Raw genomic sequence first — 25,859 nt, forward strand, 5'->3', positions numbered from 1 at the left:
CCGAAAGGACTTGAACCTCTAACCCCCAGATTCGTAGTCTGGTGCTCTATCCAGTTGAGCTACGGGTGCGTCTTGAGGCGGGGTTTTACAGGCGGTTTCAAAACCTGACAACCCCCCTCTGAAAATTAATTTCTACTTTCTTGTCATGGTGATGTGAGCACGGCAGGCACTGGAACCAAAAGTGCCACCAATCGCCTGACCAACGGGATATCCGTTAAAAACCAGCGCGGTCGGACGGCCGTTCATGTCCTTGCTGGCAAGCTCTGCGTGATAGTGATGAACGCCGGGCTGATAGATGCCAGAAAGTACTTCAGAGCCATCTCCCGGTGTGAAAACGATCTTTCGTCCACGAATATCAAGTGTGGACGTGCGTTCTGTCGGGCAGGAGCCCTGATCCGTAACGAGAGCGCCTACCCAACGGCCTGATGGGTCATTTCCGGGATCAGGAGTGGCGCAGGCTGCCAGAAAAGCCATGGCAGAAAGAGAAAAAAGAGCAATCGGACGCATGTTGTGCCTGTCCTGTGATGCAGAATGGATGACGCAGACGACACAACACCTTATAGGAGAGCATCAAAAGGCACCATGAACACGGAACGCGAGGCCATCACATTGACCCAGCAGGACGCCAGCACCGTCGCGAAACTCGACGAAACACTTCACGAAGACCGTATCCTCATTCTGGATTTCGGCAGCCAGGTAACGCAGCTCATCGCCCGCCGTGTGCGTGAGAGCGGTGTTTACTGTGAGATCTGGCCGTTCACGGCGACGGACGAGAAGATCCGTGAATTCAATCCGCGCGGTATCATTCTGTCTGGCAGCCCTGCCAGCGTTCATGACGAAAATGCTCCGGCGATTCCGGAAATCGTCTTTTCACTGAACCGTCCGGTTCTTGGCATCTGCTATGGCCAGCAGGCCATGTGCCAGAAGCTGGGCGGCAAGGTCGAAACGCACGAACATCGTGAATTCGGTCGCGCTTATATCGACATCGCTGAAGATTGCGCCCTGTTCCGTGGCGTCTGGGCACGCGGCAAGCGTGAACAGGTCTGGATGAGCCATGGCGATCGCGTCACGCAGCTTCCGCCGGGCTTCCGCGCTGTTGCCTATTCGGAAGGGGCTCCGTTCGCGATCATCGCCGATGAAGGCCGTCGCCTGTATGGTGTGCAGTTCCATCCGGAAGTCGTGCACACGCCGCATGGTGCTGCGCTGATCCGTAACTTCACGCACAATGTTGCGGGTTGCAGCGGCACGTGGACGATGGCTGGCTTCCGCGAGCTGGAAATCGCCCGTATCCGCAAGCAGGTCGGGGACGGCCGCGTCATTTGTGGTCTGTCCGGCGGTGTGGACAGCTCCGTGGCGGCGAAGCTGATCCATGATGCTATTGGCGACCAGCTGACCTGTATTTTCGTTGATCCGGGCATCCTGCGTTCCGGGGAGGCCGACGAAGTCGTCAAGACGTTCCGTGGTCGCTTCAATATCCGTCTGGTTCACCGCGACGCATCTGACCTGTTCCTGAGTGAACTTGCAGGTGTCAAAGATCCGGAAATCAAGCGGAAGACCATTGGCCGTCTCTTTATCGAAGTGTTCGAGGAAGAAGCCGCAAAGCTTGGTGGCGCACAGTTCCTTGCTCAGGGCACGCTTTACCCAGACGTGATTGAAAGCGTCAGCTTCACGGGTGGCCCGTCTGTTACCATCAAGTCCCATCATAACGTTGGCGGCTTGCCGGATCGCATGAACATGCAGCTGGTCGAGCCTCTCCGCGAACTGTTCAAGGACGAAGTTCGTGAACTGGGGCGTGAACTTGGCATTCCGGAACACATCGTTGGACGTCATCCGTTCCCGGGTCCGGGGCTTGCTATTCGTATTCCAGGTGAGATCGACAAGGAGAAGCTGGATCTTCTGCGAAAGGTGGACGCGATCTACCTGGAAGAAATCCGCAATGCCGGCCTGTACGATGCCATCTGGCAGGCTTTTGCGGTTCTGCTTCCTGTGCGGACTGTCGGTGTGATGGGCGATGGCCGGACCTATGATCAAGCCTGCGCTCTGCGTGCCGTGACCAGCACTGACGGCATGACGGCTGAAGTCTATCCGTTCGACTTCGCGTTCCTGAATCGCGTTGCTGGCCGTATCGTCAATGAAGTCCGGGGTGTTAACCGCGTGACTTACGACATTACGTCCAAGCCGCCGGGAACAATCGAGTGGGAATGAGGTTCTAAACCTTTGTCATTTGGAAAGGCCTGTCCCGAGAGGGACGGGCCTTTTTTATGATTTTGCCATCAAAGTGGGCATTTGTTTCGCCTCGCGTCAATTTAACGCGCATTGCGACATTAGTTTTTGTAGAAAAACAATATCGATCTCGTTCAGACTTTCGCATGTTCGTGTCATCGCCATTTTCTGGCGGACAAAACAAGTGAGGAATTGCCGGTGTCTGGCACGGTGACAGTTCGAAGGCCGGGCCGTTTTTTGCTCAGAGGCGCCTCCAGCGGAGTACTCCGGGCGGGCCTCCGCTTTAAGAGAGCTGCGACAATTCCTGCTTTTTGAACATCTGGATAATAGGACGAGGGCTAACGACGTGCGTCGCAGACTGATCTTGAAGATGCTTCCAGCCGGGCTACTGGCGTTACGAGGGCAGGGGTATGCCCAAGATCGTGGAACCGGGCTGATACCAGCATTTAAAGGTACGCCCCGGATTGCCGTGGGTGGGATTGCGTCAGAATGCAGCACTTACAGCCGTATTCGCTCCCGTATGCCGGAGTTCACCACGCTCCGAGGCGATGAGATTTCTGGAGCGCCGCTGTCCCAGCCGCTGCATCGTTATGATTTTGACCTCCTGCCGACCTTGGAAGCATCCGCACCACCAGGCGGCCCAGTTGAGCGCAAGACGTATGAGGCTTTGAAAGCAGAATATCTTGAGCGTTTGCGCAAGCTCTTGCCGCTGGATGGTGTTTATCTGGCGATGCATGGCGCCCTGAGTGTCGAAGGCATGGATGATGCGGAGGGGGACTGGTATGCGGCAACGCGGTCTGTCGTCGGGCCGGATTGCCTGTTGTCTGCCTATTACGATCTTCACGGCAATCTCAGTCAGCGCAGTGTGGATACACTGGATGCTCTGACGGCATACCGCACGGCGCCGCATGTTGATCGTATCGAGAATGTCATGCGGGCTACGGATATGCTTACGCATTGTCTGCGTTACGGCCTGCGACCCGGAATTGTATGGGCAAGTATCCCGGCGCTGCTTCCGGGGGAACAGAGCAGCACAGAATGGGAGCCGGGCCGTCGCCTGTGGGCGGATCTGGCGGAATACAATCGGCTGCCAGGTATTCTCGATGTCTCCCAACTGGTTGGATATGTCTGGGCTGATGAGCCCCGTTCGGCTGCATCTGTGGTTGTCACAGGTACGAACGTCGAAGAACAGAAGCGTATTGCTACGGAACTGGCACAGCGATACTGGGACGCACGACACGACTTTCATTTCGGCACACCAACCGGGACGATCGATGAGTGTCTCAGCCGTGCGATGTCGTCAAAAACGCATCCCGTGGTCATTTCAGATTCCGGAGATAATCCGGGCGGTGGCGGAAACTCTGACCAGACTTTTTTCCTTCAGGCTTTGCTAAAGGCTGGCGCGAAGAATGTTCTGCTGGGTGGCATGACGGACCGGCCTGCAACGGATGCCTGTTACAAGGCGGGTGTTGGCGCAGTTCTTCCGTTATCTATCGGCGCGACTTTAGACCCCGTGATGTGCAAGCCTGTGCATGTCCGCGCGACTGTGAAGCATCTGACGCCGGTCTCGCATCCCGATGAAGGTGAAGCTGTCATTGAATTCAATGACATCACGGCGACGCTTTCTGCTCGGCGACGTCTGTATCATTCGGCGGAAGCATTCCGGGATATTGGGCTGGAGCCAACCAATTTCAGTATTGTCGTTCTGAAATGCGGGTATCTCAACCCAACCATGAAGCCGCTGGCCAATCCGGCGCTCATGGCGCTTTCGCCGGGAGCTATCAATCAAGATATCGTCAATATCGGTAATCATCGCCGTAAACCGACTTGGCCTTGGGTGCCCGATCTGACGTACACGCCCCAACCTTATGTGTCGGCTCGAATTCATCGCAGCTAAGGAGGGTGGATAGAGGAGGCAGATCCTCTCGTTATCCGCATAAAACTACGCCTCGGGTAACTGGATGGTCACCTGAGGCGGGTATAAACGCTCGTTAAGCTCTATCCAGAATAAAGGCCTGCTTCGGAAGAAGCAGGCCTTTGTTTGGGCTGGAAAGACCTTAGTGTTCCATATGGTGCTTGTGGCCTGTCAGCTCTGTCGTGAGCTGGGCGCGGGCCTCACCGGATGGGAATTTTTCCGTGTGCAGGTTGATGTAGCTTTTGCCTGCCAGCACGTCCTTCACCTGATCTGCTGTCAGTGTCAGGGTTCCCGTCATCCGGGTCTGGTAAGGGCCAGGGATCGGCGCAATTACGCCGGCATCTTCACCCTCGGCTGCCGGACCATGCAGGTGGATTGCATTGACCGGGCCTGTCAGGCCGTTGTCTTCGAAACGGTAAGACAGGGTGTTTTTGGTCGTATCCAGCATGGCAGACGCAGACCCCTTGATGGGGGATGTTGCGCCATGTTCGCCTTTGAACGGGCCAAAAAGATGGATCGTTTCAGCAGAAGCAGGCAGGGCCGTAACGGATAGACCCAGCGCGAGAGCGGTAACAAAGAGACCTGTACGCATGGAACGTGATCCTTGCAGGAGTTGAAGACACTAAACGTGGTGTCAGGTCTCCAGTTCAGTGTTCCAGTACAGATAATCACGCCAGCTTTCGTGAAGATAGTGGGGCGGGAAGGTCCTCCCGTTTTCCTGAAGAAGGCGGCTGCTGGGCTGATCGGGTTTTCGGTGGGGGTGCATGCCGATCTCGCTGGGGAGGCGGGAGCCTTTGAGGAGATTGCAGGGGCTGCAGGCGGTAACAACGTTCTGCCAGGTTGTTTTTCCCCCTTTCGCACGGGGGATAACGTGATCGAAAGTCAGCTCATGTGTTGGCAATCGATCATGGCAGTACTGACACGAAAAATTGTCCCGCAAGAAAACGTTGAACCGTGTGAAAGCGGGTTTTCGTGCTGAAGGAATGTAATCTTTCAGTGCGATGACGCTGGGAAGGCGCATGGCCATGCTGGGAGAGTGAACGACGGCGTCTTCGTACTCTGATAGAACGGATACCCGGTCCAGAAACACAGCCTTCACGGCTTCCTGCCATGACCATAGCGACAGCGGAAAGTATGAGAGCGGACGAAAATCCGCATTCAGAACAAGAGCCGGAAAATGCTGACTACTGACAGGCACCACGCGCTTCCTTTTTTGAAGGACGGCACATGCGGGAACTTCGGCGTAGAAAACTTAAGACAAACGCCGATAAACATGCGTCGTCGGCTTCTTTGAGATGACTATTTCAGTAAACTTCATGAACTGCAAGAAAACCCTGATGAAAGCTTGATGACGCTGCCTCCTGTAACGCGCTTTGCGCCCAGCCCGACTGGTTTCCTGCATCTTGGACACGTTGTGTCTGCCCTTCACGCGCGCGCGTCCGCCGGAAAGGATGGCCGGTTTCTTGTGCGGATTGAGGACATTGATACCGCGCGGTGCACATCAGCTTTTACTGCTGCGCTGGGCGAGGATCTGCAATGGCTGGGGCTATGGCCGCAGGAACCCGTGCGTCAGCAATCCCGTCATCTGGCGGACTATGCCCATGTTCTGACTGAGCTCAGGAACAGGGAGCTTCTCTATCCCTGCTTTTGTACACGAGCTGAAATTGCTGCGGCTTCTGCGTCTTATGCTCCAGACGGAAGTATTGTTTATCCGGGCACATGTCTCCGTGACGGCCGGTCAATATCCGGGCGTATACCAGCCTGGCGCCTGAACATGCAGCGCGCGCTTGATGAACTTCAGGAGGTGCCATCCTGGTACGAAGTGGGGCAGGGAAGAATTTCTGGCCGGGCTGATGAATTTGGAGACGTTGTGCTGGCCCGACGGGACACGGGTGTTTCCTATCACCTCTGCGTCACGCATGATGATGCCCAACAGGGTGTGAACTGCGTCACGCGTGGTCGGGACCTGTATGACGCAACATCCATTCATCGTGTTCTTCAGTGCTTGATGAAATGGCCAGAACCTCACTATCGCCATCATGCCCTCATCAAAGACGAAGGTGGCCGGAAGCTCTCAAAACGGAATGGAGTAGAAGGTATTCGGACGCTGCGTGCTGCTGGATGGACTGCCGAGCAGGTTTTGGCTCATCCGCTTGTGCTGAGAGCACTCGCGGAAAGCTGAAATCATGGGATGGCCCAGCGGAGTGCGGGTCATCCCATAAAAAGTTATTACCGGAGCAAAGTGTTACTCCGCAGGATAGCTCCGCGGGTATGTGACGTCAGAGTCTGGGCCCGGTGGGCGTGGCGCGCCTTTCTTTCCACAGGCGCTCAGGCTGGTGCTGAGAGCGAGAAAAGTTAGACCGAAAATCAAAAAACGTTTCATGTCGTCTCTCCAAGTTTGTTCAGCCAGGTCTGAGCTTGGTGCTGAACGTTGGACGGAGCCGTGCCGCCAAAGCTGGTGCGGGAGGCGAGGGAAGATTCAACCGTCAGAACATCAAAAATTCCTGCAGTGATGCCCGGCTCCACGGCCTGCATTTCAGCAAGGGACAGATCAGCCAGATCACAGCCTTTCTGTTCAGCCAGGCCAACCAAACGACCTGTAACGTGATGAGCCGTCCGGAAAGGCACACGGAGTTCACGCACCAGCCAGTCCGCCAGATCTGTGGCGGTGGAGAAGCCCATGCCTGCGACTTCACGCATACGGTCTGTGTTGGGCTTAAGGTCCCGGATCATCCCGTCCATGGCAGCCAGGGACAGCGTCATGGCTTCTGTCGCGTCAAAGACAGGCTCTTTGTCTTCCTGTGTGTCCTTTGCGTAGGCCAGCGGCAGGCCCTTCATAACAGTCAGCAGGCCAACGAAATTCCCCATAATGCGGCCGATCTTGGCGCGCACCAGCTCAGCCGCGTCGGGGTTACGCTTCTGGGGCATGATGGACGAGCCGGTTGTGAACGCGTCCGACAGGGTTACGAATCCGAAAGGAGCGGATGCCCACATGACAATTTCTTCAGCCAGTCGCGACAGATGCATGGCCTGAAGAGACAGGGCTGACAGGAATTCGAGAGCGAAATCACGGTCTGAAACGGCGTCGAGTGAATTGGCCGTCGGGCGATCAAAATCCAGCGCTGCTGCCGTCATTGCGCGGTCGATCGGGAAGGACGTTCCAGCCAGAGCCGCTGATCCCAGCGGACATTCGTTCAACCGAGCCCGTGCATCGCGCAGGCGTCCACGGTCGCGGGAGAGCATTTCGACGTAAGCCAGAAGGTGATGGCCGAACGTTACAGGCTGAGCGACCTGAAGATGCGTGAAGCCGGGCATCGGCGTTGCGTGATGTTCCAATGCGCGTGTCGCAAGGGCGCGCATAAGGGAGGCGGTTTGTTCCTGAAGGCCGTCAATCGCATCACGCACCCACAGGCGGAAATCTGTGGCCACCTGATCATTGCGGGACCGTGCCGTGTGCAGGCGCTTGCCAGCTTCGCCAATCCGCTCGGAGAGGCGTGCCTCGATGTTCATGTGAATGTCTTCGAGGGCAGGGGAGAACTCGAAGCGTCCTTCGCCGATTTCCTGTGCGATATCACCCAGTCCCTGCCGGATTTCCGCAAGTTCGGTCTCCGTCAGAAGGCCGACCTTCTGAAGCATCGCTGCATGTGCGAGAGAGCCGCGGATATCCTGACGCCAGAGGATTTTATCAAAGCCGATGGAAGCGTTGATCTCACTCATGATCGCAGCCGGTCCGGAGGCGAAACGGCCACCCCATTGCGGGTTGGCAGCCGTACCTTCAAAGCTTGAGGCAGGATCGGTTTCTTTTTCGACAGGAACGTTTTTCATGATAACCGTAACAGGATGAAACAGAAGCAGATCGACCGGCGAACCCTTCTTTCAGGAGGCCTAAGCCTAGCTGCGGCGGCCAGCCTGCGCAATTCCGCACGTGCTGAAGATCGCCCGAAACCGATTGTTCCGTCTCTGGAGCCGGGGACGGCACGTCTTGCTCCGCTGGAATTGAAGCTTCAGCGGCCGGAGGGCGGCAGTCGTGCCTTGTCCGCCTGGCGTGGCACGCCATTTGTTCTGCATGTCTGGGCAACCTGGTGTGCGCCCTGCAAGCACGAACTGCCGCAACTGGATGCCTTTATGAAGGCGCTTGGAGACGACAGCCCTATCGTCCCGGTCGCTATGGCCAGTCATGGGCCGGATGCCGTCGCTGCGTTTCTTAAGGCGCAAAATCTGACCCATATTGATCCGTGGTCGGCGGATGCTCATGAATTCCAGAGCTGGCTGGGTGACAAGCCGCTGAGCTTTCCTTCTACCTATCTGATTGATGCAGAGGGTCGTCTTCGCGCGGTGATTGAAGGCGAAACGGACTGGGGGGCGCCAGAGAGTGTGGCGCAGTTCAGAAAAGTTATTGCAGCTTTGAAAAAGTAATGGTGTTCTGGCGAAAGTGACAGCAGAACGAGTGATTTGATGGCAGTGACGATTGGTCGGCGTGGATTTATTGCGGGCGTAGGCGGTTTAAGCGTGGCTGCCGGCCTGTCCGGCGCCGCATGGGCTGGAAAGCAGGAAAATCTTCGTTCGGTCAGGAGTTTGGCGCCGGGTAAGCCGCAGCTTGAGCCCGTAGCGCTGCAACTGATTGGCCCAGCAGGGGCAACGCAATCGCTGGCCTCGATGCGAGGTAAGCCGTTCCTGCTGCATGTGTGGGCAACGTGGTGCGGTCCTTGCAAACAGGAGCTTCCAAAGCTCGACGCTTTCTGTGCTTCCCTGGGAACAGACTGCCCCATCATTCCCGCTGCTGTAGCCAGTGGCACACCGGAAAAGGTTGCGTCATTTCTGGATGCGGCGGCCCTGAAGCACATCCCGGCGTGGACGATGGACAAGACTGCTTACAAAGCATGGTTGAAGACATCCGACGTCGCCATTCCAGTCACATACCTGATTGATTCGTCGGGTCATCTGCGGGCTGCGGCCGAAGGTGGTGTGAACTGGTCCGCCCCTGATGCCGCGCGTCAACTGCACGATGTTCTTGCCGGAATCTGATTTTTGATTTTCTGACGACACCAGGAATTCCACTGATGACTTTTTCTTTGACCCGCCGTGCCGCGCTCGCCGGAGCCGCCGGACTGCTCGCTTCTTCCCGTGTTTTCAGCGCTTCAGCTGAAGACAAAGGCATACCCTTTGTCCCGAATTCATTCGGCGTTCTGGCCAAGCCTCGTGCTCTGCCAGTGCTCTCTTTCCAGAATGAGCAGGGGCAGGAAGTCCCTTTGTCGCATTGGTTCGGCAAGCCCTTCGTTCTGCACTTCTGGGCGACTTGGTGCCCGCCATGCATTCGTGAACTTCCGTCCGTTAACGCGACGGCCAAGGCTCTGGGTGCAGACGGGCCACAGATTGTGACGGCAGCCGTGCGCGGCAGTACGGTGCCCAAGGTCCGGGCCTTTTATGATGCACACAAGATTGACGCCCTGCCGCTTCTGGTGGACCCGACGTCCTCTGTAATGATGGAAACGGCGGATCAGGATGCTCTGGTAGCGTCTATCAAGCATGTACGTCCGGACGATCTGAAAGATCTTACGCCAAGTGTCATGGCGCTGCATGGCGTGCCCCGGTCCCTTCTGCTGAACGCCAAGGGTGAAGTTGTCGCCGAGGCCATTGGGAATATGGACTGGTCTGCCGATGCGGTCCGCCATACCTTGTCCGTCCTCGCAGGCTAACAATGTAAAGAGTCGATGTCCCTTTCTCTGCTGGGTGCCGATGATCCGGCACCGTTCCTCCTGTTCCCCGAGACCCAGCCGTCACCCTTTGTGCTGGTGAGTGACCATGCGGGAAAAGCTGTTCCCAAAGCACTGGAGTTTCTGGGCGTTGGGGAACCGGACTGGCACCGGCATATTGCATGGGACATCGGGATCGTCGGGGTAGGGCGGTTTCTGCGTGACCTGCTGGGCTCTCCCCTGATTGAGCAGGTCTATTCCCGGCTGGTCATCGATTGTAACCGCGCGCCGGGTCACCCGACATCCATGCCCCATGTCAGTGATGGGACCCACGTTCCAGGAAACAGTGAAGCGCCTGTTCATTGCCGGGCACGGCGCGAGCGCGAAATCCTCCATCCCTATCACGATGCAATTGCCGAGGTTCTGGCGGAACGGACATCGCGCCCGACGGCGTTGATTGCCTTACACAGCTTTACCCCGGAAATGGCGGGTGTTCGACGCCCCTGGCAGATCGGTATCCTTCATCACAAGGATAGCCGGATGGCTCGTGTGATGATCGATACTCTGCGGACAGAAGGTGACCTTTGCGTTGGAGATAACGAGCCTTACGTCTTGACCGATACCAACGAATACACAGTCCCCCGGCATGCAGAAGCAAACGGGTTGCCTTATCTGGAAATTGAACTTCGACAGGACCTTATTGCGGATGAGGAGGGGCAACGTGCATGGGCGGAGCGTCTCGCGAGACTTCTGCCTCAGGTCTGGGAGACACTGCCTGCATGATTGACGGACATACAAAACTTGCTGGTGTCATGGGATGGCCCGTAGAGCATTCCCGTTCGCCCATGCTGCACAATCACTGGTGCAGGGTGCACGATGTGAACGGGGCGTATGTGCCGCTCCCCACGCGACCGGAACATTTTGAGGCTGCTCTCAAGGGCTTGGCTGCGGCGGGCTTTCGGGGCGTGAACGTCACGATTCCGCACAAGGAAGCCGCGATGCGGGCCTGCGACAGCATGACGGATACCGCCCGGCGTGCGGGAGCTGTTAATACGGTGCGTTTTGAGAATGGTCAGATTATCGGTGACTGCACTGACGGCACGGGTTTTTGTGACAACCTCACCGCACATGGCGTCACCTTGTCCGGCCGAGCGCTAATCCTTGGGGCTGGAGGCGCAGCGCGCGCTGTTGCGGCTGCACTGCTGGATCGCGGCTGCGAAGTTGTAGTCGCGAACCGAACCATGGCGCGCGCCGAAGCGATGGTCGAGGCCCTGAAGGGAGGGGAAGCTGTCGAGTGGTATGACTGGCCGTCTCTCCTTCCGGGCTGTTCACTTCTGGTCAATGCAACGTCGCTGGGGATGAACGGCAAAGCCGACATAGACTGGAATGCAATGCTGCGGCAGGCCGGGTCCAGCCTGTGCGTGACAGATATTGTCTATACTCCGCGGGAGACACCGCTCCTGAAAGCGGCAAAAGCTGCCGATCTGCAAACGGTTGATGGTCTCGGGATGCTGATTCATCAGGCTCGGGCAGGGTTTCGATCCTGGTTCGGAGTAGATCCGGAAGCCGATGAGGCAACTTTTAATCTGCTGGCTGCAAGTCTGCGCTAACCCATGAAAATCATCGGTCTGACAGGCGGAATGGCGGCGGGGAAAAGTACAGTCGCCGCTCTGTTTCGTCGGGCCGGTGTGCCGGTTTTTGACGCGGACGCTGTTGTACGGACCCTCCAGGGGCCAAGAGGAAAGGCGCTCCCCGCCATTGCCCGCGTCTTTCCTGTTGCAGTGCAGGACGGCGTTCTGAATCGTATGGCCCTGCGTCAGGCTGTGGTTGGAAATGTCGCCGCGCTTCAAGCGTTGGAGGCCATCATGCATCCACTTGTAAAAGCCGAGCGCGGGAGGTTCCTGCGTCACTGTCGTGCGCGAAAAGAACCGTTCTGTGTCCTGGATATTCCGCTCCTGATGGAAATCGGGGAAGACCGGAAATGCGATGTAGTGGTGGTGGTTGAGGCCCCCATGGCAACACGCCTGTCCCGTATTCATCAGCGCGGGAAAACGGGTGCCAGAATGAGCGAGGCACAGGCACGTTCCCTTATCGCACGGCAAATGCCGGACCATGAACGCAGACGCCGGGCACACATCGTGATACGAACCGGCCTTTCCCGCGGATCTGCTGCCCGGCAGGTTCGCGCTCTTTTGCACCGTCTGCGCGAGGCTTCATGAAACGCTCGATCCTGTTCGATACGGAAACCACAGGCTTTGACCCGGATCAGGGCGATCGCATCATCGAAATCGCGGCCATCGAACTGATCGATGATCTGCCGACGACCAATTATTACCACGTTATGGTGCATCCGGAGCGCGACATTCCGGCCGAGGCCACGAAGGTGCATGGTTTTCGGATTGAAGATCTGGAGGGTGCGCCGAAGTTTCCAGAAATTGCAGACGGATTTCTGGAGTTTATCGGCGACGCCCCGATGATCGCGCATAACGCGCGCTTTGACTTCAAATTCGTGAACGCCGAGCTGCAAAAATGCGGCCGCGCGCCGCTGGATTACGCTAGTCGTGCGATCGATACTGTCGAAATGGCGCGCAAAAAATATCCGGGTATGCCCGCCAGCCTTGATGCGCTGTGCCGGCGCTTCAACATCGACCTGTCCCAACGCGGCACCCATAATGCTCTGCTGGACTGCAAATTGCTGGCAGAAGTGTATGTCGAACTGATGGGCGGCCGCCAGCGCGGGCTTGGACTGGCTGGACCTTCACGGAGCCGCAGTATTGCAGAAGCGGGTGATATGCTCGCGAACCGGACCCCACGGAAAATGGCGCTCCCGAATGCAGAAGAGCTGGCGGCTCATACAGCGTTTGTGGATGGTCTGAAGGATCCGGTGTGGCGCCGCGACTGATGAAGATCCTGTTCATCACGTCCAACAGGCTTGGCGATGCCGTTATTTCCACCGGTGTGCTGGATGCTCTGCAAAAACGCTATCCGGCAGCTGTATTTACTGTTGTCTGTGGGCCGGTCGCGGCAGGGTTGTTCGAGCCAGCCCCTCGTTGTGAGCGGGTTATTACTCTTGAAAAACGCCGCCACGATCGACACTGGCTGGACCTCTGGTCTGCATGCGTTCGAACGCGCTGGTTTATGGTCGTGGATCTTCGAGGCTCCCTCCTCAGCCTCACGCTCCGAACGCGTCGAAGGTTGATCGTTAAGGGAGGACGCCGGGACGGACGCAAGATCGAGCAGCTTCGTGACGCGCTTGGCCGTCACAAAACCCCGATGCCGCGGGTCTGGACCTCCAGCCAGCATGACAAAACTGCAAAAAACCTGCTGGCCGGTGGCCCTTGGCTGGCTTTGGGGCCAACGGCGAATTGGGACGGCAAGATCTGGCCTCCAGAACGATTTGTCGCACTTGCTGAAGGCCTGCGTCGGCAGGGGATGCGACCTGTTCTATTTTATGGGCCGGGAGATGCCGAAAAGGAACGGGCCAGGCCTGTTCTGGACGCGCTCCCGGAGGCGCTGGACCTGGGCGGAGACAGGTCTCTTGGAGAAGTAGCAGCGCTGCTTGCTCGTTGTGCGCTCTTTGTAGGCAATGACTCAGGCCTCATGCACTTGGCCGCCGCTGCCGGAACGCCCACGCTTGGTCTGTTTGGGCCCTCCCGCATGTCCGAATATGCTCCGTCGGGGATTGAGGCGTTCGCAATCGCGGCTCCCGGGCCGGAAGGAAAAGCGTCGTTGGAAGACCTGAGTGTCGAAGCGGTTCTGGATGTTGCCAAAGCCATTCTGGCAGGAAACGCTGGTTCCTTCCGGACCTGACCTTGAAGCGCTGCCCTGCATGGCCGATAGAGAAAGTATGAGCGTTTCTTTCCAGCCTTCGCCTGTGGTGTCGTGTTCTTTTTCCGGGCGCAAAGCCAGAGTGGCCCATGTCATGGCGGGGTCGGCACGAGGCGGGGCGGAACTGTTCTTTGAGCGCCTTTCCATGGCTCAAACTCAGGATGAGCGTCCTGTTCGCGCTCTGATCCGTCATGATGCCGCGCGGGAAGATCGTCTTCGTGCCGCTTGCGTGGAAACCCATACGTTCAGGTTTGGTGGCGCTCTGGATGTCAGAACGCGGTCGCACTTGCGGCGGAACCTGCGTGAGTTTCAACCTGATGTGGTTGTGGCTTGGATGAGTCGTGCGGCGCGCAAACTGCCGACAGGTCCTTGGCGAACAGCAGGGCGTCTGGGCGGATACTACGATCTATCCAATTATCGGCGCTGCGAACATCTGATTGGAAATACGCGTGGTTTGGCCGATTGGATGAAAGCCCAGGGATGGCCTGCGAACCGCGTTCATTACCTACCGAATTTTGCGACAGATTTTGCGTCTGTGACGCCGGTACGTCCGGACTTCCTGCCTCCCGATGTTCCGTTTGTGCTGGCGTTGGGGCGTCTGCATGAAAACAAGGCGTTCGATGTCCTGATCCGTGCCATGACCCGTCTGCCAAGCGTGCACCTCGTTATTGCCGGGGAAGGTCCGGAGCGTGCGACGCTGGAAGCGCTGATCCGAAGCGAAAATCTTTCAGGCCGTGTTCATCTTCCGGGGTGGGTCGCGGAGAGTGGGCCATGGTTGCGGGCCTGTGATGTTATGGTTTGCCCATCGCGGATCGAGCCGCTTGGAAATGTCGTGATTGAAGGTCTTTCAGCAGCGGTGCCTGTTGTCGGAAGTGCTATTCAGGGGCCTCAGGAAATTCTTTCCGGGACCGAAGATGGCCTTCTTGCTCCCGTTGAGGATGCTGAAGCCTTCTCTGTCCAGATCGGGAATATTCTGGAAGATAAAGCTCTTGCCCAGCGTTTGCGGCACAATGGTCGTGCCCGGTTCGAGCGCGAGTTTGCACAGGATGTTGTGATGGCCCGCTGGTCCGAATTTCTGGACGGAGGGCTGACCTGATGTGTGGAATCGCCGGTCTGTCCTGTCTGCCCGGAAAGGCGCCTGATCAAGCCGCGCTGGAACGAATGTCTGCTGCAATTTTTCATCGTGGGCCGGATGGGGAAGGGCGCTTGGATCTTACGGGCGCCGCGCTGAGGCATCGCCGCCTGTCCATCGTGGATATTGCTGGCGGAACCCAACCCTTTCGGGTCGGGAATGCGGCGTTGATTGCCAATGGAGAGATTTACAACGATCCGGACATTCGCAGTACGTTCCCTGCTGATCGTTTCCAGACCAGGAGCGATTGTGAACCGCCTTTGCACCTCTGGCTGAGAGATGGAACTGGCTACACGCACGAACTGCGCGGCATGTATGCCATCGCCGCCGTTGAGAACGAGCAAGGCCAGCACGAAATGCTGCTGTCCCGTGATCCGTTCGGCATCAAGCCACTTTATATTGCGGAATACGAAAGTGGAATTGCTTTCGCCTCAGAGGCGCAGGCTTTGCTGGCCGGAGGCTTTGGTGTCCGGCGTGTCAGGAGCAAGGCGCGGAATGAACTGCTCCAGCTTCAGTTCACAACCGGGCAAAAAACAGTTTTCCCGGGAATACGGCGCTTGTTGCCGGGTGAAACCCTGCGGATTGTGGATGGGCGGATCGTTGAATCGCGTCGTCGCCACGCTTTGCAGGAAGCCACGGAAACCATCTCCGCTGACCTGACGGACGAGCAGGCTCTGCACAGGCTCGATGCCGCCTTGACCGACAGTGTTCATGCGCACCTTCGGGCCGATGTTCCTCTGGGACTGTTTCTATCGGGCGGAATTGATAGCTCTGCCATTCTCGCGGCCGCTCATAAACTCGGGCTACCGCGTCCCATGACCTGGACGGCGCGCTTTGACACTGGAAAAGCGGACGAATCTACCGATGCCGCAGCGCTGGCGGCTTCGGTTGGTGCAGATCATCATGTTCTGACCGTCACAGAAGCAATGGTCTGGTCCCATCTGCCTGCCATCGTGGCCTGCATGGATGACCCCGCGGCAGATTACGCGATCATCCCAACGTGGTTTCTGGCGCAGGAAGCGCGCAAGGACGTCACTGTGATCCTGAGCGGCGAAGGGGGAGATGAGCTCTTTGCCGGATATGGGCGCTATCGTCGGGCCATGAAGCCGTGGTGGCGCGGCGGAAGAGGGCCCTGGCGTTCGGGTACATTTGGTCGGTGTGTGCCGGGACAGGGGCGTCAGTGGCGCGCCGGGCTCGCGGCTATGGAACTGTCCCAGCGTTTGACGGGGCTTCCCGCAGTGCAGGCGCTTGATATCGCCGAATGGCTCCCGAATGACTTGTTGCTCAAGTTGGACCGCTGCCTGATGGCGCATTCTGCTGAGGGGCGCACACCGCTATTAGACCCTGTTGTGGCCAAGGCTGTCTGGTCTCTCCCGGATCATTTCAAGGTGCGGGATGGATACGGTAAGTGGCTTCTGCGCCGCTGGCTTCAGGATGCGCTTCCACAGGCAAAGCCGTTTGCTCCGAAGCAGGGTTTCACTGTGCCTGTTGGGCCGTGGATCGAGAAACAGTCTCAACGACTGAGCCCGCTGGTCGCGCAACAGTCCTGCATTCAGGACGTCATGGCTCCGCACAAGGTCGAACGTATTTTCTCGACTGCGACCCAGCGCGGTCACGCCCGCCAAGCCTGGACGCTGTTGTTCTACGCTTTGTGGTTCCGACATCATGTTGAAGGCATTCCGGCTGACGGAGATGTTTTCGAGACACTTTCCCGCGCTCGCTAAGTGCGGTTTTCATCAGACTGACAAGGACAGACCATGCATTACGATCTGATTATCCGGGGTGGCCGCTGCGTATTCCCGTGGGGAGAAGCGGAGGCGGATCTGGGTGTCCGAAACGGTCGCATCGCTTCTCTGTCTGTTTCGCACGACGATGAGGCTGACAGGGTGATTGATGCGACGGGGCTGCATGTCCTGCCGGGCCTGATCGATAGCCATGTCCACTTGCGTGACCCCGGAAATGCTGCGGTAGAAACTCTTGAAACCGGAACGCGCGCGGCAGCTTTGGGCGGTGTCGCAACAGTTTTCGATATGCCGAATACCTCGCCCAGCGTTACGGACAAGGCGATGCTGGACTGGAAGCGAGAGCACATCAGTAATGTCGCTCATGTCGATGTCGGCATGTACATCGGGGCGACCCGTGAGAACACGCCTGACCTTGCCATGCTCGAGCAGCAGCCAGGCGTCTGTGCGATCAAGGTGTTTGCGGGGTCTTCTACCGGCAACCTGATGATCGAGGACGACGAAGGCATCGAAGCCGTCATGCGTTCCGGCCATCGTCGTGTCTGCTTTCACTCAGAAGATGAATACCGTCTTCAGGCACGCAAACCAATGTTTCATGAAGGCCAGCCTTACGCCACACATAGTGTCTGGCGGGATGTGGAATGTGCGTTTCTGGGAACGCGCCGCATCATGGCGATTGCCCGCAAGACGGGTCGGCCGGCCCATATTCTCCACACGTCCACAGCCGAAGAACTGGAATATCTCGCTGACTTTCGGGATGTCTCAACCGTAGAAGTGCTGGTCAATCACCTCACGCAGGTTGGCCCGGAATGCTATGAAAAGCTGGGTGGGCTTGCCGTAATGAACCCGCCTTTGCGGGATCGCTATCACTACGAGGCAAGCTGGAAAGCCATTCAGGATGGTCGTGTCGATGTTGTGTCTTCGGACCACGCGCCGCATCCACTGGAAGCAAAGAAACGTCCTTGGCCGAATTGCCCGGCTGGCCTGACTGGTGTCCAGACCATTGTTCCGGTCATGCTTGATCATGTGAATGCAGGCCGTCTGTCACTGGCACGTCTGGTGGATCTGATGTCCGCCGGGCCAGCGCGTGTTTACGGTCTTCAGACCAAGGGCCGCATGGCTGTCGGTTTCGACGCAGATTTCACGCTTGTGGACATGAAAGCACAGCGGGAAATTACCAATGACTGGATCGTCTCGCCTGCAGGGTGGACGCCATTTGACGGAACCCATGTGACGGGTTGGCCAATGGCAACCATCGTGCGTGGAACGGTGGTCATGCAGGACGATGAGGTGATTGGTGAAGCGACGGGACGGTTTGCCAAATTTGCGCCTTGATCGGGGCGTAGGGCGCGCGACGCTTCGACCATGAAAGAGAGTTTTATGATTCGCCCCGTCGCCGCACTCTGCGGCCTGTCCCTTCTGTCCGTGTTCGCCTTTGGAACAGCCAGCGCTGCCGAATCCGGTTGGAGCGCACCAAAATGTGGTGCCGAGCCAGACGCTCCCGCCGTGAAGGCTGGGACTGTTGCCCAGTACAACGAGAGCGTGGACCGAGTGACAGCTTACGAAAAAGAAGCGCGGGCCTATAACGCATGTGTTTCAGGGCAGGCCAACCGTGAAGAGACGGCCATCAGCCAGGAAGCCAGCGCTAAAATCTCACGAATTCATTCTGCCAGTGCAGCCGTTCAGACTCACATCGCGGGGTCATTCCAGAAGCTTTCTTCCGAACTGACTGCCGCTGGACGTAAGCTCGGCCATCACTGACAGGTTTTCACTGGCCCATCCGCACCTGATTCTGTTGTGGCGTTAGAGAAGTCGGACCTTCATAGGTCTGGCGCGCGACATTCGGCATCAGGTCCGGCCGTGCCCAGCAATCCGTGCCTTCAAAGCTGGTGGTGCAGTATGGCTGGGGCGGGGGCGGACCAACCGGGCGGGAGCAGAAGCTTTCGTCATCATACAGATAGGCCGTATTGCAATCTTTTCCGGTAATGGCAGAGGCAATCCGGTCCGGCGCGCAGCCGCATAGTGTGCAAAACATCAGAACCGGCGATAGAAGCAGAGCTGGTTTTTTCATGTTTGGCAGCATTATGCGGCAGGGGTTAAGGAAGCCCTAAACTGATGGCCGGTTTCTTTCGGTAACAGCTTCTCAAGCGAAGCGTTTGCCGCAAACGTGCGGCGCCTGTATGGTTCCGCCAGAACTTTACAAGACCGATCCAGCAGGGGACCAGGTGGCGGACGATTTCATCACAGAGGTGAACGAAGAAATTCGGCTTCAGCGCCTACGGGCAGCTGCGCGCCGATGGGGTGCTGTTGTGGCAGGTGTCGTCATCGTGGGAGCGATTGGCGGCGGTGTCTGGGAGTGGCAGAATCATGCCCGGAAGCAGGCCCAGCAGGCTGCCTCAGCTCAGTATTTCAATACACTTGAGACGCTGGCTGATCCCAAGCACGACAAGACTGTCACGCAGAAAGCCGAGACAGTTTTTCAGGATCTGGCAGATCATGGACCTGTTGGCGTGCGGTCTTATGCAGCGCTGCGTCTGGCAGATCTGAAGATGCAGGATCATGATCTGGCATCTGCTTTGAAGGCCTGGAATAGCGTCGCGTCCGATTCTGTCGCTGAGCCTGCCTTGAAGGACATGGCCCGTTACATGGTCCTGAATGCTCAGACCAACACGGCGGATCCGAAGACGTTGCGTCCCGGCTATGAAGCGCTTGCGCAGAATGGTGGCGCCTGGTCAGCTCTGGCTCAGGAAGGTCTGGTTGCTCTGGATCTGCGTCCGGATGCGACGGCTGACCAGCAGAAAGAAGCCCGTCGCCTTCTGACGCAGATTGTTGGAAGTGTATCTGCACCTGAAGGGGCTCGTGCGCGTGCACAGGCTCTTCTCGAAACTTTTGGAGACGCTGGTTAATGCGCCGTCCTGACCGTTCTTCTGCGCCCATGAACCGCCGTTCGATGCTGCGTGTTGCCTGTTCTGGCGCCGCTCTGACTGCGATGGGTGGATGCAGCCTCTTCAACGATGATGAGAAGCCCACGCTGGCCGGCCATCGCGTTGACGTGCTCTCCACTGGGGCAGGTCTGACCGTTGATCCGGAAGATCATACGCCCATCACACTGTCTGCACCGCAGTCCGTGACGGAATGGCTTCAGCCTGACCGCACGCCGGACCATGTTGCCGTCAATGCTGTCTGGAATGGTTCGGACATCAAATGGAGCCGCTCTATCGGTGCCGAGGTGAACCCGACGAGCTTCCTGTCCATGGTGGCCATCATGCCGAACAGCCGCGGGGCCATTCAGTCCCCGCCGGTGATCGGGAATGGTCGGATTTTCACCACGGATGCACAGGGTGTGGTGAAGGCTTGGACGTGGCCGGGCATGAAGCAGCTCTGGTCCCATCAGCCAGCTCCTAAAAAGTCCCGCTCCACCAACATTGGCGGCGGCGTCGCACTCGATGGAGAGACCCTCTACATCGTGGATGGCGTTGCGCAGGCGTTGGCCGTTGATGCTGCCAGTGGCAAGATCAAGTGGGCTGTCGATCTCGGCACACCCGGGCGCTCGGCCCCCACGATTGCCGATGGTCTTGTCGTTTTCGGGACAATTGACGAGCGTCTTTACGCACTTGAGGCTGCCACGGGCCGACAGGTCTGGACATATCAGGCAACGGGTGCGGACACCGTCATCTTCGGGCAGGCTGCTCCTGCGATCGTAGATGGTGTGGTTCTGGCAGGCTTTGGCAGTGGCGACCTCGTCGCGCTGCGTGCGGCTTCTGGTGAAATGGTGTGGAGCGATAGCCTTGGCGGTGCCAACGGTATGGGCGCCATGCTGGATTTCTCCTGCATCCGCGGGGCTCCGGTCATCAAGGATGGCACGGCCTATGCCATTTCCATGTCTAGCGTTCTTGTGGCTGTGGATATGCGCTCCGGACGTCGCTTGTGGGAGCGCGAAGTCAGTGGCCAGACGCCCCTGACAATCTGCGGTGACTGGATGTTTGTCCTGTCCACCGATCAGCAGCTTGCCTGTCTGGACCGTCTGTCCGGCCACGTACGCTGGATTACCCAGCTTCGCCGCTTCCGCCGACAGGAAGTGCAGAAGGACGCCATCCAGTGGGTGGGGCCTCTGCTCGTAAACGGCAAGCTGGTCTGTTTCTCTACCCTGCCGCAGGAAGGCATGGTGATTGTTGATGCCGTAACCGGCAAAATTGAATCGACCCGTAAAACCACGGCTCCATGCCAGGTTCAGCCGATCGTCTGTGACGGTCTGGTTCTGACGCTGTCCCAGGATGCTGTTCTGCGGGCCTATGGCTGAACGAATGACCTCTGAGAATCTGCCCGTAGTTGTTATTGCCGGGCGTCCGAATGTCGGGAAATCCACTCTTTTCAACCGGCTTGTCGGGCGTCGTCAGGCGCTCGTCTCCGATCAGCCCGGTGTGACGCGTGACCGCAAGGAGGGCGAAGCCCACATGCGCGGTCGCCGCATCCGTGTGATTGATACGGCGGGCCTCGAAGAAGCTGCCCCGGACACGCTGTTCGGTCGTATGCGTGCATCGTCCGAATCTGCCGTCTCCATGGCAGATCTGGTGCTGTTCTGCATCGACGCACGCGCCGGTATCACGCCAACTGACGCTCATTTTGCCAACTGGCTGCGTCGTCAGAACCGTCCGGTTCTGCTGATTGCCAATAAGGCAGAGGGGCAGGCGGGAACCAATTCCGCACTGGAGGCCTACTCGCTGGGTCTGGGCACGCCACTGGCGCTGTCCGCCGAGCATGGTGAGGGCATCAGTGACCTCATGGGAGAGATCGTCGATCGTCTTCCCGGTGCTCCAAAGCAGGAGCGCCGTCGTCGTCGTGACGAGGAGCCGGAAGAGGGCGAAGAGCCTGAAGAGCGCCCGGCTGGCCCGCTTCATCTGGCGATTGTTGGGCGCCCAAATGCAGGCAAATCCACGCTTCTGAACTGTCTTCTCGGTGAAGAGCGGATGATCACCGGCCCTGAAGCTGGTTTGACCCGCGATTCGATCTCCGTCGATCTGCATGACGAACATGGCCCGATCAAGCTTGTTGATACGGCAGGGATGCGTAAGCGCGCCCGTGTCGAGCAGCATCTTGAGCGCATGTCTGTTTCCGCCTCTATTGAAGCGCTGAAAATGGCGGAAGTCGTCGTGCTGACGATCGATGCCACACTAGGTGTGCACGAGCAGGATCTTCAAATTGCCCGTCTGATTGAGAAGGAAGGCCGCGCCTGCGTTCTGGCTCTCAATAAGTGGGACGCTGTTGAAGACCGCGTTGCTACACGTCAGGCCATTTCAGACCGGATCGAGACGTCCCTTGCTCAGGTTCGTGGCATCCCGGTCGTCACGTTCTCGGCGTTGACAGGGGCTGGCGTTAACCGTCTTCTTCCGGCTGTCCGGAAAGCGTACGAAGTCTGGAATTCGCGCGTCACGACGGGTGAGCTGAACCGTTGGTTTGAAGCAATGCTGGACCGTCATCAGCCGCCTCTGGTTGATGGACGCCGCCTCAAGCTGCGTTATATGACGCAGGTGAAGGCTCGTCCGCCGACATTCATTCTTTTCGGTACCCGAGCAGAAATGCTGCCCGATGCGTACAAGCGCTATCTGGTGAACGGGCTGCGCGAGACATTTCATATGCCTGGTGTGCCCATTCGTATTCAGCTTCGCGGGACGACAAATCCTTACGCGGATAAGTGAGAGTTGTTTTTTGTTCCGTTATGCAATGAACGCATAGCGGAACAAAATCTTCTCACAGGACTGCAAAACTCCCCATTTTCGTATACCTAATCCTTCGTCAGCCTATGGCGGTGCATGGTGTTCGGCCCTAGAAGAGCCGCCAAGCCCTACATCAGGCCTGAGTTAGAGATGAGGATTACAGATTATGGTCGGGATTGCTGCGGTTCGCAGTGAAGGCTCCTCAGGAGAGCCTCAACGCAGCACGGCGCGCGCCACGGCATTGGGCATCATGGCAGCTCTCGCTGGTCTGATGTTCGGTCTCGATACCGGTGTTGTCGCTGGCGCCTTGCCCTTTATCGCTACAGATTTTCACGCGAGTGACGCCCTGCAGGGGTGGATCGTATCTTCGATGATGGCGGGAGCAGCATTCGGCTCTCTCGCCGCCGGTCGGATTTCCAGCCGCTATGGCCGGACAGGGGCCATGCTCGTGGCTGCGGTTCTGTTCCTTGTAGGAACGTTACTGTGTGCGCTGGCGCCTTCTGCTCTGGTGCTGATTGTCGGGCGCGTTTTCCTGGGGCTTGCTGTCGGTTTGGCGGCGTTTGCCGCTCCTCTCTATATTTCTGAAATTACGGTGGAATCTGCGCGTGGTTCCATGATTTCCTTCTATCAGCTCATGGTCACGCTCGGGATTTTCCTGGCCTTCGTGTCTGACAGTCTGCTGGCAACAGGTCAGCATTGGCGCTGGATGCTGGGGATTATGGCTGTTCCTGCCACCCTGTTTCTGGGCATTGTCCTGATCCTGCCACACAGCCCGCGCTGGCTGATGATGCAGGGACGCAAGGATCATGCGCGTCGCGTGCTCAATAGCCTTCGCTCCGACGAAGAAGTGGCAGAAGCTGAGCTTGCAGATATTCAGGCGCGTCTTCACAAAAGCAGCGACGCTGGCTTTGGCCTTTTCCGGAGCAATCCCAACTTTCGGCGCTCCGTCTATCTCGGAATGCTTCTGCAGGTCATGCAGCAGCTCACGGGTATCAACGCGCTCCTGTATTATGCGCCGCGGGTTTTTCAGGCCGCTCATTTCGGGGTCAACGCGTCCATCTGGGCCACGACACTCGTTGGTCTGACGAATATGATTCTGACGGGCGTTGCCATTGCCTGCGTGGACAAGTGGGGGCGCCGTCCTTTGCTTATCCTAAGCTGCGCAATTGCGGGTTTTGCGCTCTTGGGCGTGGGTGCGTTGCTGGCCGTGGGCGCGTCGAGCTTTGAGGCACAGATCGCACTGTGTGGATTTGTTCTATTGTTCGTCGCCGGATTCGCAATCGGAGAGGGACCGCTGGTCTGGACGCTGTGTTCCGAAGTTCAGCCAACGCGCGGACGTGATTTTGGAATTGGCTGCTCAACGGTTACGAACTGGGCTGCAAACTGGGCCATTTCCAAGACTTTCCCCATGATCATGGTGGCTATGGGGGCAGCATCAACATTCATTATGTTTGCAGCGTTCAATGGACTTTTTGTTCTCGTCACCCTCATGATGGTTCCGGAAACGAAAGGTGTTTCCCTGGAGACACTTGAGGCCAATCTGTTTTCGGGCAAGAAACTTAGAAATCTGGGACGTTAAATCGTGATGAAAGCCAAGGCGGCGGACGAGAGTGATCTCGGCGTCGACCCTCAACGGCACGCTGGGCTCTACGGAGCCCAGCGTGCCAAAGCAATGTCAGCCGTTCTTCTTGGGCTGCTTCTCTCCGTTCTGGATTACGCCATAGCAAACGTGGCGCTTCCCTCCATCGCCCATGATCTGAACGCCCCCTCGTCTCGGGCGATCTGGGTGGTGAACGCTTATCAGCTCGCCAATCTGTCCTGTCTGCTCCCACTCGCGTCTTTTGGCTCCCGAGTAGGCTTTGCCCGCATGAGCCAGATTGGGATTTTTCTATTCCTCATTACGTCCGTTGGCTGTGCCCTGTCCCAGAACCTGCTGGAACTGACATTGGCGCGCGCCCTTCAAGGTGTGGGTGGCGCCTGCATCATGAGCGTGAATATCGCGCTCGTACGCTTCATTTATCCCCACGCAGAGCTTGGTAAGGGCATTGCTCTGAACGGTCTGTTTGTCGGGATTGGCGTCGCGCTTGGCCCAACAATTGGGTCGATCGTCCTTTCGGTCGCGACGTGGCCCTGGATTTTCTGGATCAATCTCCCACTCGCACTTGCCGCTCTCGTCATGGCCCATTTTGCGCTGCCACAGACACCGCGCAGCGAGACGCAGGCAGACATTCCGGGCTCCCTTCTGACCGTAGCGTCCTTCGCTTTGCTCGGCATCGGGTTGGACGGATTGATGCACGGCGATTTTCTACCAGGATCGTTGCTCACGGGAGCGGGTATCATCTGCTGGTGGCTGCTTCTGCGGTATCAAAAGGGACGGCGTGAGCCGATTGTCCCGGTGGATCTGCTGGCGCGGCGGCCTTTTCTGTTGGCGTGTCTGGTCGGATTTCTAGGTTTTGTGGCCTCCAACCTCTACATCGTCGCCATGCCGTTCACCTTGGCATCGGCTTTTCATCGTGGAGATTCCACGATTGGCTTGCTGATTGCGCCTTGGGCTGTTGGCGTTGCAGTGATGTCGTTTGTTGTTGGAAAGATTGCTGACCGCTTTCCCGCTTCAGTTCTCTCCTCGCTCGGACTGCTCCTGACAGCATTCGGCTTTATGTTGCTCTGGTTGTTGCCCTTGGAAGCGAGCAACGCTGCGATCGCGTGGCGGACGCTTCTGGCCGGATGTGGGTTCGGGCTTTTCCAGCCACCCAACAATCGGGCCATCATGGTCTCTGCGCCGGCTGGGCGGGAAGGTGGGGCCAGCGGCATGCTGTCCGTCGCACGACTGGGTGGCCAGACGACGGGTGCGCTGCTCGTTGCAGCTCTTTTCACGATCTTCCCACATCCAGCCTTCATCTGCCTTGGAGGCGCGATGATCGCCGCGCTAACGGGATCTGCCCTTAGTCTTGGGCGGAAATACCTCGCAGACTGAAGAGCGTCGTCGTTCGTTGATCGGTACTTTCCAATTCCTGAGTGGTCTGGACGTTCTGTTGAATCAGGATGTCCAGATCCAGTTTCGGAGCGTAGTGGCGACCTGGATCACAGAGCCAGACTTCGCAGTGCCGGGCACATTCCAGCAGCCATGGCATGATGCGTGCAGCCATCGCCTCGTTGTAACAGACATCTCCGATCACCAGCAGATCACAGTCCGGCTTTGAACCGACAAGATCGCCCGGACAAAGCGCTACTGTCACGGCATTGAGCGTAGCGTTAAGGGCCGTTGCTTCGAGAGCCATAGGGTCAATATCATTGGCCGCTGCGATAGACGCACCCGCTTTTACGGCGGCAATGGCGGCTAATCCGCATCCACACGCCACGTCCAGAACTCTCTTGCCTTCGACGCGCTGAGGATTATCCAGAATATATCGCGCAATAAGTTGGCTGCCTGGCCACGCAAATGCCCAGAACGGGGGCTCAATACCGTGCGCTTCGAGGAAGGCTTCGCTGGTCTGCCAGATGGGGGTGATGTCTGTTGCCAGATGCAGGGGAATTTCGGGAACAAGGCTGGCGGTCTCGACCGCCGTATTCTCGCGGATAAATGCCGCGGGGTCCTGCAGTCTGACAGACATG

At 57.8% G+C, this 25,859-nt stretch carries 27 protein-coding genes; 20 read left to right on the forward strand and 7 right to left on the reverse strand.

All coding sequences use genetic code 11. The features are described from left to right. Nucleotides 1-132: 132 nt before the first annotated feature. Nucleotides 133-507, reverse strand: coding sequence for a hypothetical protein (locus tag HK24_RS07970; RefSeq protein ID WP_086634037.1), 375 nt, complete (start codon nt 505-507; stop codon nt 133-135). Nucleotides 508-582: 75 nt separating this feature from the next. Here HK24_RS07970 and guaA point away from each other — a divergent pair, with 75 nt between their 5' ends. Both guaA and HK24_RS07980 read left to right on the forward strand, forming a co-directional pair. Continuing rightward, the gene (gene guaA, locus HK24_RS07975; RefSeq protein ID WP_174694761.1) at nt 583-2,205 is read left to right on the forward strand and encodes a glutamine-hydrolyzing GMP synthase; all 1,623 of its coding nucleotides are present in this window, start codon (nt 583-585) and stop codon (nt 2,203-2,205) included. Nucleotides 2,206-2,569: 364 nt separating this feature from the next. Further along, nucleotides 2,570-4,120, forward strand: coding sequence for a M81 family metallopeptidase (locus tag HK24_RS07980; protein WP_198942093.1), 1,551 nt, complete (start codon nt 2,570-2,572; stop codon nt 4,118-4,120). A 160-nt stretch (nt 4,121-4,280) separates the two neighbouring features. Here HK24_RS07980 and HK24_RS07985 read toward each other — a convergent pair whose 3' ends face one another. After that, nucleotides 4,281-4,730 (reverse strand): CHRD domain-containing protein, encoded by a 450-nt coding sequence (locus HK24_RS07985; protein ID WP_046899614.1) that lies wholly within the window; start codon nt 4,728-4,730, stop codon nt 4,281-4,283. A 42-nt stretch (nt 4,731-4,772) separates the two neighbouring features. Continuing rightward, nucleotides 4,773-5,336 carry an HNH endonuclease gene (locus HK24_RS07990; protein WP_046899613.1) on the reverse strand — a complete coding sequence of 188 codons (564 nt, stop codon included), beginning with the start codon at nt 5,334-5,336 and terminating at the stop codon, nt 4,773-4,775. 150 nt (nt 5,337-5,486) lie between these two features. Between HK24_RS07990 and gluQRS the strand changes: the two genes are divergently transcribed. Beyond that, the gene (gene gluQRS / locus HK24_RS07995) at nt 5,487-6,320 is read left to right on the forward strand and encodes a tRNA glutamyl-Q(34) synthetase GluQRS (protein WP_086634038.1); all 834 of its coding nucleotides are present in this window, start codon (nt 5,487-5,489) and stop codon (nt 6,318-6,320) included. A 63-nt stretch (nt 6,321-6,383) separates the two neighbouring features. Here gluQRS and lptM read toward each other — a convergent pair whose 3' ends face one another. Then, on the reverse strand, nt 6,384-6,521 hold the full coding sequence (gene lptM / locus HK24_RS14065) for an LPS translocon maturation chaperone LptM (protein ID WP_408870428.1): 138 nt from the start codon (nt 6,519-6,521) through the stop codon (nt 6,384-6,386). Further along, on the reverse strand, nt 6,518-7,963 hold the full coding sequence (gene argH / locus HK24_RS08000) for an argininosuccinate lyase (RefSeq protein WP_086634039.1): 1,446 nt from the start codon (nt 7,961-7,963) through the stop codon (nt 6,518-6,520). Before argH ends, lptM begins: the two co-directional genes overlap by 4 nt. 15 nt (nt 7,964-7,978) lie before the next feature. Here argH and HK24_RS08005 point away from each other — a divergent pair, with 15 nt between their 5' ends. The 12 genes from HK24_RS08005 to HK24_RS08060 are packed head-to-tail and all read left to right on the forward strand — an operon-like array spanning nt 7,979 to nt 18,294. After that, nucleotides 7,979-8,554 carry a TlpA disulfide reductase family protein gene (locus tag HK24_RS08005; protein ID WP_086634040.1) on the forward strand — a complete coding sequence of 192 codons (576 nt, stop codon included), beginning with the start codon at nt 7,979-7,981 and terminating at the stop codon, nt 8,552-8,554. A 39-nt stretch (nt 8,555-8,593) separates the two neighbouring features. After that, nucleotides 8,594-9,163 (forward strand): TlpA disulfide reductase family protein, encoded by a 570-nt coding sequence (locus HK24_RS08010; protein WP_086634041.1) that lies wholly within the window; start codon nt 8,594-8,596, stop codon nt 9,161-9,163. Between the two features lie 35 nt (nt 9,164-9,198). Beyond that, nucleotides 9,199-9,834: a TlpA disulfide reductase family protein gene (locus HK24_RS08015; RefSeq protein ID WP_086634042.1), complete on the forward strand. Its 636-nt coding sequence runs from the start codon at nt 9,199-9,201 to the stop codon at nt 9,832-9,834. A 15-nt stretch (nt 9,835-9,849) separates the two neighbouring features. Beyond that, nucleotides 9,850-10,614, forward strand: a complete 765-nt coding sequence (locus HK24_RS08020; RefSeq protein ID WP_086634043.1) for an N-formylglutamate amidohydrolase — start codon at nt 9,850-9,852, stop codon at nt 10,612-10,614. Further along, on the forward strand, nt 10,611-11,441 hold the full coding sequence (locus tag HK24_RS08025; protein ID WP_086634044.1) for a shikimate dehydrogenase: 831 nt from the start codon (nt 10,611-10,613) through the stop codon (nt 11,439-11,441). The genes HK24_RS08020 and HK24_RS08025 overlap by 4 nt, the downstream gene beginning before the upstream one ends. Before the next feature lie 3 nt (nt 11,442-11,444). After that, nucleotides 11,445-12,050 carry a dephospho-CoA kinase gene (gene coaE / locus HK24_RS08030; protein WP_086634045.1) on the forward strand — a complete coding sequence of 202 codons (606 nt, stop codon included), beginning with the start codon at nt 11,445-11,447 and terminating at the stop codon, nt 12,048-12,050. Further along, complete coding sequence (gene dnaQ, locus HK24_RS08035) at nt 12,047-12,733, forward strand: DNA polymerase III subunit epsilon (RefSeq protein WP_046899604.1); 687 nt, start codon at nt 12,047-12,049, stop codon at nt 12,731-12,733. Before coaE ends, dnaQ begins: the two co-directional genes overlap by 4 nt. Next, nucleotides 12,733-13,641, forward strand: coding sequence for a glycosyltransferase family 9 protein (locus HK24_RS08040; protein WP_086634046.1), 909 nt, complete (start codon nt 12,733-12,735; stop codon nt 13,639-13,641). Before dnaQ ends, HK24_RS08040 begins: the two co-directional genes overlap by 1 nt. A gap of 37 nt (nt 13,642-13,678) precedes the next feature. Next, nucleotides 13,679-14,755 carry a glycosyltransferase gene (locus HK24_RS08045; protein ID WP_198942094.1) on the forward strand — a complete coding sequence of 359 codons (1,077 nt, stop codon included), beginning with the start codon at nt 13,679-13,681 and terminating at the stop codon, nt 14,753-14,755. Further along, on the forward strand, nt 14,755-16,515 hold the full coding sequence (gene asnB / locus HK24_RS08050) for an asparagine synthase (glutamine-hydrolyzing) (protein WP_086634048.1): 1,761 nt from the start codon (nt 14,755-14,757) through the stop codon (nt 16,513-16,515). The genes HK24_RS08045 and asnB overlap by 1 nt, the downstream gene beginning before the upstream one ends. Before the next feature lie 33 nt (nt 16,516-16,548). After that, nucleotides 16,549-17,868: a dihydroorotase gene (locus tag HK24_RS08055; RefSeq protein ID WP_086634049.1), complete on the forward strand. Its 1,320-nt coding sequence runs from the start codon at nt 16,549-16,551 to the stop codon at nt 17,866-17,868. A gap of 45 nt (nt 17,869-17,913) precedes the next feature. Then, complete coding sequence (locus tag HK24_RS08060; protein ID WP_086634050.1) at nt 17,914-18,294, forward strand: hypothetical protein; 381 nt, start codon at nt 17,914-17,916, stop codon at nt 18,292-18,294. 7 nt (nt 18,295-18,301) lie between these two features. Here the strand turns inward: HK24_RS08060 and HK24_RS08065 are convergent, their stop codons facing one another. Then, nucleotides 18,302-18,604, reverse strand: coding sequence for a hypothetical protein (locus HK24_RS08065; RefSeq protein WP_046899858.1), 303 nt, complete (start codon nt 18,602-18,604; stop codon nt 18,302-18,304). A gap of 109 nt (nt 18,605-18,713) precedes the next feature. Here HK24_RS08065 and HK24_RS08070 point away from each other — a divergent pair, with 109 nt between their 5' ends. From HK24_RS08070 to HK24_RS08090, 5 genes are all read left to right on the forward strand, one after another. Then, the gene (locus HK24_RS08070; protein ID WP_086634051.1) at nt 18,714-19,439 is read left to right on the forward strand and encodes a tetratricopeptide repeat protein; all 726 of its coding nucleotides are present in this window, start codon (nt 18,714-18,716) and stop codon (nt 19,437-19,439) included. Further along, nucleotides 19,439-20,833, forward strand: a complete 1,395-nt coding sequence (locus HK24_RS08075; protein WP_086634052.1) for a PQQ-binding-like beta-propeller repeat protein — start codon at nt 19,439-19,441, stop codon at nt 20,831-20,833. The genes HK24_RS08070 and HK24_RS08075 overlap by 1 nt, the downstream gene beginning before the upstream one ends. 4 nt (nt 20,834-20,837) lie before the next feature. Beyond that, on the forward strand, nt 20,838-22,229 hold the full coding sequence (gene der / locus HK24_RS08080) for a ribosome biogenesis GTPase Der (RefSeq protein ID WP_046899857.1): 1,392 nt from the start codon (nt 20,838-20,840) through the stop codon (nt 22,227-22,229). Nucleotides 22,230-22,413: 184 nt separating this feature from the next. Further along, complete coding sequence (locus HK24_RS08085; RefSeq protein WP_046899598.1) at nt 22,414-23,826, forward strand: sugar porter family MFS transporter; 1,413 nt, start codon at nt 22,414-22,416, stop codon at nt 23,824-23,826. A 6-nt stretch (nt 23,827-23,832) separates the two neighbouring features. Beyond that, entirely contained in the window at nt 23,833-25,221 is a 1,389-nt protein-coding gene (locus tag HK24_RS08090; protein ID WP_198942096.1) for an MFS transporter, read from the forward strand. On the opposite strand, the gene HK24_RS08095 is transcribed toward HK24_RS08090, so the two are convergent. Then, a complete protein-coding gene (locus HK24_RS08095; protein ID WP_086634123.1) occupies nt 25,190-25,858 on the reverse strand; it encodes a methyltransferase in 669 nt (222 codons plus the stop codon). The two genes, HK24_RS08090 and HK24_RS08095, sit on opposite strands and share 32 nt — an antisense overlap. Between the last annotated feature and the right edge of the window lies 1 nt (nt 25,859).

Origin of the sequence: Gluconobacter sp. DsW_058 (assembly GCF_002153615.1) — a bacterium.
In the GTDB taxonomy this organism is placed as follows: Bacteria; Pseudomonadota; Alphaproteobacteria; order Acetobacterales; family Acetobacteraceae; genus Gluconobacter; species Gluconobacter cerinus.

What these genes read in the sequence shown, in the direction of transcription:
- HK24_RS07970 (WP_086634037.1), bottom strand. Translation starts at nt 507, where the DNA reads ATGCGTCCGATTGCTCTTTTTTCTCTTTCTGCCATGGCTTTTCTGGCA.
- guaA (WP_174694761.1), top strand. Translation starts at nt 583, where the DNA reads ATGAACACGGAACGCGAGGCCATCACATTGACCCAGCAGGACGCCAGC.
- HK24_RS07985 (WP_046899614.1), bottom strand. Translation starts at nt 4,730, where the DNA reads ATGCGTACAGGTCTCTTTGTTACCGCTCTCGCGCTGGGTCTATCCGTT.
- gluQRS (WP_086634038.1), top strand. Translation starts at nt 5,487, where the DNA reads ATGACGCTGCCTCCTGTAACGCGCTTTGCGCCCAGCCCGACTGGTTTC.
- lptM (WP_408870428.1), bottom strand. Translation starts at nt 6,521, where the DNA reads ATGAAACGTTTTTTGATTTTCGGTCTAACTTTTCTCGCTCTCAGCACC.
- argH (WP_086634039.1), bottom strand. Translation starts at nt 7,963, where the DNA reads ATGAAAAACGTTCCTGTCGAAAAAGAAACCGATCCTGCCTCAAGCTTT.
- HK24_RS08005 (WP_086634040.1), top strand. Translation starts at nt 7,979, where the DNA reads ATGAAACAGAAGCAGATCGACCGGCGAACCCTTCTTTCAGGAGGCCTA.
- HK24_RS08010 (WP_086634041.1), top strand. Translation starts at nt 8,594, where the DNA reads ATGGCAGTGACGATTGGTCGGCGTGGATTTATTGCGGGCGTAGGCGGT.
- HK24_RS08015 (WP_086634042.1), top strand. Translation starts at nt 9,199, where the DNA reads ATGACTTTTTCTTTGACCCGCCGTGCCGCGCTCGCCGGAGCCGCCGGA.
- HK24_RS08020 (WP_086634043.1), top strand. Translation starts at nt 9,850, where the DNA reads ATGTCCCTTTCTCTGCTGGGTGCCGATGATCCGGCACCGTTCCTCCTG.
- HK24_RS08025 (WP_086634044.1), top strand. Translation starts at nt 10,611, where the DNA reads ATGATTGACGGACATACAAAACTTGCTGGTGTCATGGGATGGCCCGTA.
- coaE (WP_086634045.1), top strand. Translation starts at nt 11,445, where the DNA reads ATGAAAATCATCGGTCTGACAGGCGGAATGGCGGCGGGGAAAAGTACA.
- dnaQ (WP_046899604.1), top strand. Translation starts at nt 12,047, where the DNA reads ATGAAACGCTCGATCCTGTTCGATACGGAAACCACAGGCTTTGACCCG.
- HK24_RS08040 (WP_086634046.1), top strand. Translation starts at nt 12,733, where the DNA reads ATGAAGATCCTGTTCATCACGTCCAACAGGCTTGGCGATGCCGTTATT.
- HK24_RS08045 (WP_198942094.1), top strand. Translation starts at nt 13,679, where the DNA reads ATGAGCGTTTCTTTCCAGCCTTCGCCTGTGGTGTCGTGTTCTTTTTCC.
- asnB (WP_086634048.1), top strand. Translation starts at nt 14,755, where the DNA reads ATGTGTGGAATCGCCGGTCTGTCCTGTCTGCCCGGAAAGGCGCCTGAT.
- HK24_RS08055 (WP_086634049.1), top strand. Translation starts at nt 16,549, where the DNA reads ATGCATTACGATCTGATTATCCGGGGTGGCCGCTGCGTATTCCCGTGG.
- HK24_RS08060 (WP_086634050.1), top strand. Translation starts at nt 17,914, where the DNA reads ATGATTCGCCCCGTCGCCGCACTCTGCGGCCTGTCCCTTCTGTCCGTG.
- HK24_RS08065 (WP_046899858.1), bottom strand. Translation starts at nt 18,604, where the DNA reads ATGAAAAAACCAGCTCTGCTTCTATCGCCGGTTCTGATGTTTTGCACA.
- HK24_RS08070 (WP_086634051.1), top strand. Translation starts at nt 18,714, where the DNA reads ATGGTTCCGCCAGAACTTTACAAGACCGATCCAGCAGGGGACCAGGTG.
- HK24_RS08075 (WP_086634052.1), top strand. Translation starts at nt 19,439, where the DNA reads ATGCGCCGTCCTGACCGTTCTTCTGCGCCCATGAACCGCCGTTCGATG.
- der (WP_046899857.1), top strand. Translation starts at nt 20,838, where the DNA reads ATGACCTCTGAGAATCTGCCCGTAGTTGTTATTGCCGGGCGTCCGAAT.
- HK24_RS08085 (WP_046899598.1), top strand. Translation starts at nt 22,414, where the DNA reads ATGGTCGGGATTGCTGCGGTTCGCAGTGAAGGCTCCTCAGGAGAGCCT.
- HK24_RS08090 (WP_198942096.1), top strand. Translation starts at nt 23,833, where the DNA reads ATGAAAGCCAAGGCGGCGGACGAGAGTGATCTCGGCGTCGACCCTCAA.
- HK24_RS08095 (WP_086634123.1), bottom strand. Translation starts at nt 25,858, where the DNA reads ATGTCTGTCAGACTGCAGGACCCCGCGGCATTTATCCGCGAGAATACG.